Genomic DNA, 8,825 nt, shown 5'->3' with positions numbered 1-8,825 from the left:
AGGCAAAAAAAGCCCGCTCACTGGCGGGCTTCAAATACTCGACGGCCTTTGGAGATTGGTCGGACCGCTTACTTGGCTTGGTAAAGTCACTTTCTTTGCAGCAGCAAAGAAAGTGACTGCCGCCCCGCACAGGGGCAACGCTAATAGACCACTAAGAATTCAGGATTCCACAGAAACCCCAACAAAAACCCAAAATCAATCCATCGCCGCATGCGCGGCCGCCTCGTCAGCGGCCCCCTTCGCGGGCCGAATCAACAACAACAACGGCACCACCAGCAACGTCGCGACGAACATCAGCTTGAAATCATTGAGATACGCGATCATCGAAGCCTGCTGCGTGATGGTCTGATTCAGCATCGCCATGTCCTGCATGGACCCCCCCGACAAAATCGACCGCATCGCCGGATTGAACGGCGTCACCTGCGCAGCAAGGTCCGCATGCGCAATCTGCGTGTTGCGCGTCATCAGCGTCTGCACGATCGAAATGCCGATACTGCTGCCGATATTGCGCATGAGGCTATACGTCGCCGTGCCATCGGCACGCAACTCCGGCGTGAGCGTCGAGAACGTCAGCGCCGACAACGGCACGAACACCAGCCCGAGCCCGAAGCCCTGAATCACACCCGGCCACACGATATCCGACGCCGACAGCACAATCGTGTAATGCATCATCTGCCAGAGCGCGAACGCGGAAATCAGAAAGCCCGATAACAGCATCAGGCGCGCATCGATGTGCTTCAGAAGCCGCCCCGCGACGAGCATCGCGATCATCGTGCCCGCGCCGCTCGGCGCCGTGACGAGGCCCGTCGTCGCGACGGGATAGTTCATCAGGTTCTGCAGCATCGGCGGCAGAAGCGCGCGCGTCGCGTACATCACCGCGCCAATCACGAAGATGAAGCACGTCCCGGTCGCGAAGTTGCGGTCCTTCAACAACCGATACTTGAAGAATGAGCGCGGACCCGCGGTTGCCGTATGCGCGACGAAGAAAATGAAACTCAGCGCCGCGAGCAGCGCCTCGATGCGAATCTCCATCGACCCGAACCAGTCGAGCTGCTCGCCGCGATCGAGCATCGCCTGAAACGCGCCGATCGCGAGACCGAGCGTCGCGAAGCCGAACGCGTCGAACTTCACTGCGCGCCGGGCCGCTTGCGCGGGCAGGAAAGTCAACACGCCGAAGAGCGCGAACGCCCCGACCGGCACGTTGATGAAGAACACCCAGCGCCAGTTGTAGCTGTCCGTGAGCCAGCCGCCGAGCGTCGGCCCGAGAATCGGCCCGACCATCACGCCCATGCCCCACACGGCCATCGCCTGGCCTTGCTTCTCGCGCGGATTGATGTCCAGCAGAATCGACTGCGACAGCGGTACGAGCGATGCCCCGAAAATCCCCTGCAACAACCGCGACGCGACGATCTGCGCGAGCGTCTCCGACAACCCGCAGAACGCCGACGCCACCGTGAAGCCCGCAATCGAAACGCACAGGAGCCGCTTCACGCTCAACTGATCGGAAAGCCACCCGGTGAGCGGCGTGGCGATCGCCGCCGCGACGATGTACGACGTGAGCACCCACGTGATTTCATCCTGCGACGCCGACAAACTGCCCTGCATGTGCGGCAGCGCCACGTTGGCAATGGTGCTGTCGAGCGTCTGGATCAGCGTGGCGAGCATGATCGAGACGGTCAGCATGCCGCGGTTCAGGGGCGCCGCGGCGCTTTCCGTTGAGGCTTCGGAGGACATGGATCAGGCCGCCCACAAGCGGCTGTTTATAAGTAGGGTGATGATAAGCAGGCTTATTATAAGCCGTGAGCGCTGCGCCGCAATGCGGTCGATCCCAGGGCGACGCGCATGTGCATGCGCACGCGACGAAAGCTCTTACATATAATCGCGCGATGGAAACCCAACTCGACAAACGCTTCGGCTTCCTGGTCGCGGACGTGGACCGCCTGTGCGGCAACCGGTTCGACGAGCTGGCCAAGTCGTCGCTCAATCTCACGCGCTCGCAATGCCGCGTGCTCGCGTATCTCTCGCACTACGGCGAGGTGAATCAGGCGCGGCTCGCCGAGCTCCTCGAAGTCGCGCCGATCTCCGCCGGCCGGCTGCTCGACCGTATGGAGGAGGGCGGCTGGATCGAGCGCCGCCCCAATCCCGACGATCGCCGCGAGCGGCAGGTGCGCATGACCGCGAAGGCGGAAAAGGCGCTCGACAAGGCGCGCCGCGTCGGCGACGAGATCACGTCGGAGGCGCTCGCGGGCTTCAGCCGCCAGGAAAGCGAGCAGTTGATCGCGCTGCTGCAGCGCGTGCGCGGGAATCTGAGCCGCATCGTCGATCGCTGAACGACCCCGGATGAGCCGGTGACTCGTTCGCTGCCGGATTCGACAGGCCGTGCTAACGTGCTGCGCGTGGATCGCTTTTTGCTGACGCGGTCCTCGCAAGCGCCGTTGTCAACCGTCGCCATCCATCCGGAGAAAATCGATCATGAACAAACGTACCGTACCGTTGGCCGTCATCGCATTGTCCGTCGCTGCGCTCGTCACATTGCCCGTCGCGCCGGCGCAGGCTCAGACTGATTCGGCGGCATCCACGCCGAAGCAGGTCAGGAAAGCCGAGCGCACGGCGGCGCGCGCGAAGAAGAACGCGGAGCTGAAGCAGCTGGAGCAGAACGGCTACAACCCGGCCGGCGAACAGACCAACTATCCGCAGAACATCCAGAACGCGCAGTCGAAGATCAACGCGCAGAAGGCCGGCAAGCCCGCGCCGGCATCGGCGCCGTGATATGGCGTGCATGCTGAAGCGCGGATGCGCCCGCGCTTCGATCCACTTGACAAGACAGGCTCGCGTCGATGCGCGGACTCCGCTCGATAAGCGCGCCACCCCAAAAAAAGCGCCGGCGCACGCAATGCACCGGCGAAACTCTGGCTTACGAGGGCTGCCAGAAGCGCTTGACGGTCGGACTATGCGATGAACAGATCCGGTCCGTGAACCTTCATGCCGCGTCGGCGAACCGCATGCCGCGATGTCCATCGCGGCGCGAAGTCCCGCGTCGCGAGATCGCCTTCGCGAGTCGCACGCCCGGCACATTGTCCATGCCGAATGCGGGCCGCGCGAGGAAGAACCCTTGTGCGAGCACATGCGGCCATTGCGCGAGCCACTGCGCCTGCGCGCGCGTCTCCACGCCTTCGACGACGATCGCCACCTTGAGGCGCGTCAGCAGCGCAAGCACCGACGAGAACACCATGCACGCATTCGGAGAGCGCGGCGCTTCCGAGAGCAACTCCTTCGCGATCTTCACGGTGTCGAAGTCGATCGGCCCGAGCGCGCCGAGACATGCATAGCCCGTTCCGAAATCGTCCATTGCGATGCTTACGCCCTTGCCCCTGAAGCGGCGCACTACGTTCTGCATGCCTGGAAAGCGCGCGAGATCCTCGCTTTCCGACAACTCGAGTTCGAGGCAATCGGGTGTGATGCCATGCGCGCGGCAGATACTTTCCATCCGCTCGGCGAAGCCGGGCATCGCGGCAATCGATGGCGGCACGTTCACCGCGACCGGATAATGCGCGCCACCACGGGCGCGCCACGCGCCGATGTCGGACGCGACCGCGTCCATCACGAACCATGTCAGTTCGAGCATGATTTCGGCGTCCTTGAACGCCTCGCTGAATGCGCCTGGCAGCAGCACGCCGTACTCCGGATGACGCCAGCGGATCAGCGCTTCCATTTGCGCGAGCTCGCCGCTGTCGACTCGGTAGATTCCCTGATAGGCGATGCGGAACTCGCCGGCCTTGAGGCCTCCGAGCATGCGATGCCTGAATGCATGATCTGACTTCGGCGCGGCGTTCGCGGCAGGCGAGCCGTGTGTCGTTCTGTTCATGCTTGAGCCGTCCCCTCCCAGTTGGTCGTGGTAACGGTCGCACGAGTCGTGCCAGAACCGCCGCATTTGGCCGTTCGATGCGCGTTTCTGTCAGTGTCATGGCTGAAAACGTGCGCGGGCGCCACTGCCTGTGGCGATATCGACGCAGGTCGTCATCAACCGATCAGGCTTACGTAACGAATCCGTGGTGCGTCACGGTTTATGTGGGGTCGCGCACATAGCAGGCTCGGCGTCAGAGCGCCTTTTTGCAGTTTTGTGCAGACGGAAAGCGCAGCTTTTGTAATCCCGGCTATCGGCGGGGCATCCGCTGCCGGGAATAAATACGTGATCGTCGCGACGGCCTGTTCTCGTCCTACGGCGGCTTCAGGCCGTGGCCGTCTCGGCGACCGGCCGCATGCGCTCGAGCGCGCTGCCGTCCTCGCGGAACAGATGCACGTGGCGAATGCTGAAGCCCGCGTTCAGGCGCTGTCCCTCGACGGCGGTCGATTCGCCCGAGCCCTTCACCTGGATCACGAGTTCGTTCGGCAAGCGCAGATGCAGCAACGTCTCGCCGCCGAGATGCTCGATCACCATGACTTCGCCGCTGAGACCGCTGTCGATGTCGCCGCCGCATGCTTCGATGAAGTGCTCGGGCCGGATGCCGAGCGTGAGCGTTTCGCCTGTCTTCACCGACGAAGCGGCGAACGGCAGCGTGAGCGGCTCGCCGCCGGGCAGCTCGATGGTGACGCCCGCCTGATCCACGCGCGTCACGCGCACGTCCATGAAGTTCATCTTCGGCGAACCGATGAAACCCGCGACGAAGCGATTGCGCGGCGTGCGATACAACTCGAGCGGAGAACCGATCTGCTCCACGCGCCCATGATTCAGCACGACGATGCGATCCGCCATCGTCATCGCTTCGGTCTGGTCGTGGGTGACGTAGATCATCGTGGCGTCGAGCTGCTTGTGCAGCTTGATGAGCTCGAGGCGCATCTGCACGCGCAATGCGGCATCGAGATTGGAGAGCGGCTCGTCGAAGAGAAAGACCCTCGGCTCGCGCACGATCGAGCGGCCGATCGCGACGCGCTGACGCTGCCCGCCCGACAGCGCGCGCGGACGCCGTTCGAGCAACTGACCGATCTGCAGAATTTCCGCCGCGCGATGCACGCGCTCCTTGATCTGCGCCTCGGGCAGCTTGAGCATGCGTAGCCCGAACGCGATGTTTTCGTACACCGACATGTGCGGATAGAGCGCATACGACTGGAACACCATCGCGACGCCGCGTTGCGATGGTTCGAGTTCGGTCACGTCCTCGCCGCCGATCAGTACTTGTCCCGAGTCGCTTCGCTCGAGGCCGGCAATGGTGCGCAGCAAGGTGGACTTCCCGCATCCGGAAGGGCCGACGAAGACCATGAATTCGCGATCGGTCACTTCGATGTCGACTTCCTTGAGCACTTCGACGCCTGCGAAGGTCTTGCGGATCTGCTGCAAATGAACTGCGCTCATACGTGTCTCCTGTTTGCTGCTGCGGCAGCGCAGCATCGGATGCATCGTCGATTTTTGTTCTTGACAACCTGTTCGGGCCAAAATATACAATTGTAAAAGCGAAATTACAAGTGAAACGACGTAGACGATCGACGCCCGGGAGGGCTTCGTGACAGCGTGGTTTCGAATCTTTGGACGCAGGAAGGAAGCACGGCACAGACGAATCCGCAAGCCACTAACGCTCGATAAAAAACAAGGAGACAGGCATGAAGAAGCGCTTCATTCCGGCCAGGCAACTTGGCCCGATCAAACACGTCGCGGCAGCCGCGCTATTGGCGGCGGGCGCGGCGTTCGCCGCCTCGAACGCGCAAGCCTGGACTCTGAAGGAAGCCGCGCAGCCCTATTCGGGCACCACCATCAAGGCCATCTTTCTCGATCGTCCCGGCTACAAGGCCGCGCAGCAACTGATTCCGCAGTTCGAGAAGGAGACGGGCATCAAGGTGCGCTGGGAAGTGATTCCCTACGAGAACACACGCGAGAAGGAAGTGCTCAACTTCGTCGGCGGCGGCGATCAGGATATCGTGCTCGTCGACGTCGTTTGGATCGGCGAATTCGCGAGCAACAAGTGGCTCGTGCCGATCAAGAAGTTCACCGACGACCCCAAGCTCGCCGACCCGAACCTGAATCTCAAGGGCTTCTTCCCGATCCTGCTCGACTCGTTCGGCACGTGGGACAAGGTCACGTACGGCTTGCCGTTCGATAACTACTCGGGCCTGATGTTCTACAACAAGTGCATGCTGAAGGACGCGGGTTTCGACGAGCCGCCCAAGACCTGGGACGAGCTCCTCAACACGTATGCGCCAAAGCTCACGAAGGGCGACAAGTTCGCGTTCGCGCTGCAATCGCGGCGCGGCGAGACACAATCCGCGGACAGCTTCATGCGTGTGCTGTGGCCGAACGGCGGCTCGCTGCTCGACGCGAAGTTCAAGTCGAACCTGATGTCGCCGCAATCGCAGGCGGGTCTCGAATACCGGCAGAAGCTGATGAAGTACATGCCGCCGGGCATCGTCGATTTCGACCACGCCGAAGCGGTCAACGCGCTCGCGCAAGGCCAGGTCGCGATGATCACCGAATGGTCCGCCTTCTATCCGACGCTGACCGATCCGAGCAAGTCGAAGATCGGCAACTGTCTTGCCATCACGACCGAGCCGAAGGGTCCGGCGGGACTCAAGCCCGCGCTCGGCGGCTTCTCGCTCGCGGTGAACGCGAAGTCGAATGCGAAGAAGCAGGCGGCGTCGTGGCTCTTCATTCAATGGATCACGTCCGAGGCAATGGCGAAGCCTTACCTCGAAGCGGGCGGCGTGCCGGCGCGCACGGCCGTGTATCAGGACAAGGCCGTGCAGGACAAGTATCCGTTCGTGAAGCCGATGGTCGAATCGTGGCAGGGCGGCGTGCCTGATTATCGTCCGCGCTTCCCCGAGTGGCCGGCGGTGTCGGAAGTCATCGGCGAATGGGGCAGCAAGATGATGCTCGGCCAGGTGACGGTGAAGGAGGGCGCGCAGACCATCGGCCAGAAGACCGAGGACATCCTGAAGAAAGCGGGCTATTACGACGGCAAGAAGCCTTTGCTGAAGTAACTTCGTTCAAGGAACCGGAGGCGATCGAATGGCATCGACTGCAACGCACGCGAGACGAACGCGCAAGCCCGCGCGCTACTTCGGCATATTGCCGCGTTCGCCCGCCTTCTGGTTCCTGATTCCGGCTATCGCCGCGCTCGCGATCATCGGCATCTATCCGCTGCTGCTCGCGCTCTACAACTCGTTTCATCAGTACAAGCTCGCGGATCTCGGTTCTGGCACGCCGTTCATCGGCTTCGATAATTACGTCGCGACGCTGACGGATCCCTCGTTCTGGGGCGCGCTCGGACGCACGGCGCTGTTCCTGTGCCTCACGCTGCCAATCGAAGTCGCGCTCGGGCTGTTCGCCGCCCTGCTGCTTCATCGCACCGAGTTGCCATGGATGCGCGCGGCGGCGCGGGTGAGCCTCGTCATTCCGATGGCGACGACATATGCGGTCGTCGGTCTCATCGGGCGTCTCATCTTCAATCGGCAATTCGGCGTGGCGAACTATCTGACGGGCCTGCTGGGCATTCCGCCGCAGGACTGGCTCGCCGACCCGACGCTCGCGTTCGTCTCCGTGATGATCATGGATGTCTGGCAATGGACGCCGTTCTGCGCGCTGATCCTGCTCGCGGGGCTCTCGATGGTGCCGAAGGAAGCGGAAGAAGCCGCGCGCCTCGAAACGCCCAAGTGGAGCATGATCCTCTGGCACCTGCAGCGCCCGTATCTGCTGCCGGGCCTGACGGCCATTCTCATTCTTCGTTCCGCCGACATGCTCAAGATGTTCGACGCCGTCTTCACGATGACGCGCGGCGGACCGGGCACCGCGACGGAGTTCATCAGCGTCTATATCCAGCGCGTGGGCTTTCGTCTCTTCGATCAGGGCATGGCGTCCGCGCAGGCGATCATTCTGCTCATTCTGACGATCGTGCTGTCGCGTCTTTATATCCGCTTCGTGTATCGGGAGGCCGCGTGAGTTCACCGACTTTGCAGGCATCGAACGGCGGCATTTCGCAACGCGCGAAACGCGCGCGCGCCGCGCGAAAGCGCGCGACGGCATGGCACTTTCTCGGCCTCGTGGTCGTGTTTCTGTCATCGGTGTTTCCGTTCTACTGGATGGTCACGACGAGCCTGAAAAGCCAGGCCGACGCGCTCGCGTATCCGCCGAAATGGCTCTTTTCGCCGACCTTCCATCACTATTCGGCGGCGCTCTTCGAACACGACGTGGCCGGCAGCCTGCTCAACTCCCTCATCATCGCGAGCTCCACGACGGTGCTCGCGATCCTGCTCGGCACGCCCGCGGCGTATGCGCTCGCGCGCTACGAATTCCGCGGCAAGGAAGACCTGTGGTTCTGGTTCATCTCCAACCGCATGGTGAGCCCGGTCGTGCTCGCGGTGCCGTTCTTCCTGATCGCGACGAAGCTCGACCTCGTCGATACGCATATCGTGCTGATCCTGCTCTATCTGACGTTCTCCCTGCCGATCGTCGTGTGGATCTGCACGGACCAGTTCCGCAACATTCCGGTGGAGCTCGACGAAGCCGCGCGGCTCGATGGCGCGTCGCCGTGGCGCGTGTTCTGGCGCATCAACCTGCCGCTCGCGATGCCGGGCATCGTCGTCTCCGCGATCTTCGCGTTCATCTTCTCGTGGAACGATCTGCTGTATGCGCTCGTGCTGACGCGCAGCGACGCGATCACATCGCCGGTGGCCGCGACGAGCTACATGAGCGGCTATGAATTGCCGTGGGGCGAGATCATGGCGACAGGCACGCTGATCGTCCTGCCGATGGTGGTGTTCGCGTTGCTGGTTTCGGGTCGACTGGTGCAAGGCCTGACGATGGGCGCGGTGAAATAGAATCTCGGCGCCTTTCATTGAAC

Annotated in this window: 8 protein-coding genes; 5 read left to right on the top strand and 3 right to left on the bottom strand. The window is 62.5% G+C overall.

The window, feature by feature from the left end; all coding sequences use genetic code 11:
• Window positions 1-195 precede the first annotated feature (195 nt).
• On the bottom strand, window positions 196-1,734 hold the full coding sequence (locus AWB83_RS24925; RefSeq protein ID WP_087048274.1) for a DHA2 family efflux MFS transporter permease subunit: 1,539 nt from the start codon (window positions 1,732-1,734) through the stop codon (window positions 196-198).
• A gap of 152 nt (window positions 1,735-1,886) precedes the next feature.
• Between AWB83_RS24925 and AWB83_RS24920 the strand changes: the two genes are divergently transcribed.
• Window positions 1,887-2,330: a MarR family winged helix-turn-helix transcriptional regulator gene (locus AWB83_RS24920; protein WP_087048273.1), complete on the top strand. Its 444-nt coding sequence runs from the start codon at window positions 1,887-1,889 to the stop codon at window positions 2,328-2,330.
• 142 nt (window positions 2,331-2,472) lie between these two features.
• Complete coding sequence (locus AWB83_RS24915; protein ID WP_087048272.1) at window positions 2,473-2,769, top strand: DUF4148 domain-containing protein; 297 nt, start codon at window positions 2,473-2,475, stop codon at window positions 2,767-2,769.
• A 211-nt stretch (window positions 2,770-2,980) separates the two neighbouring features.
• On the opposite strand, the gene AWB83_RS24910 is transcribed toward AWB83_RS24915, so the two are convergent.
• On the bottom strand, window positions 2,981-3,865 hold the full coding sequence (locus AWB83_RS24910; RefSeq protein WP_087048271.1) for an EAL domain-containing protein: 885 nt from the start codon (window positions 3,863-3,865) through the stop codon (window positions 2,981-2,983).
• Between the two features lie 363 nt (window positions 3,866-4,228).
• A complete protein-coding gene (locus tag AWB83_RS24905) occupies window positions 4,229-5,350 on the bottom strand; it encodes an ABC transporter ATP-binding protein (protein ID WP_087048293.1) in 1,122 nt (373 codons plus the stop codon).
• Window positions 5,351-5,595: 245 nt separating this feature from the next.
• On the opposite strand from AWB83_RS24905, the gene AWB83_RS24900 reads away from it, so the two are divergent.
• From AWB83_RS24900 to AWB83_RS24890, 3 genes are read left to right on the top strand one after another with little or no spacing between them, the layout of a single operon-like run.
• Window positions 5,596-6,966, top strand: coding sequence for an ABC transporter substrate-binding protein (locus AWB83_RS24900; RefSeq protein WP_087048270.1), 1,371 nt, complete (start codon window positions 5,596-5,598; stop codon window positions 6,964-6,966).
• Between the two features lie 28 nt (window positions 6,967-6,994).
• Entirely contained in the window at window positions 6,995-7,924 is a 930-nt protein-coding gene (locus tag AWB83_RS24895; protein WP_087048269.1) for a carbohydrate ABC transporter permease, read from the top strand.
• On the top strand, window positions 7,921-8,802 hold the full coding sequence (locus AWB83_RS24890; RefSeq protein WP_244197875.1) for a carbohydrate ABC transporter permease: 882 nt from the start codon (window positions 7,921-7,923) through the stop codon (window positions 8,800-8,802). The genes AWB83_RS24895 and AWB83_RS24890 overlap by 4 nt, the downstream gene beginning before the upstream one ends.
• Window positions 8,803-8,825: the final 23 nt, after the last annotated feature.

The organism is Caballeronia ptereochthonis, from assembly GCF_001545075.1.
Taxonomy (GTDB): domain Bacteria; phylum Pseudomonadota; class Gammaproteobacteria; order Burkholderiales; family Burkholderiaceae; genus Caballeronia; species Caballeronia ptereochthonis.
Note: the sequence above shows the minus strand (reverse complement) of the source record. Positions and strands in the feature narration are given on the sequence as shown.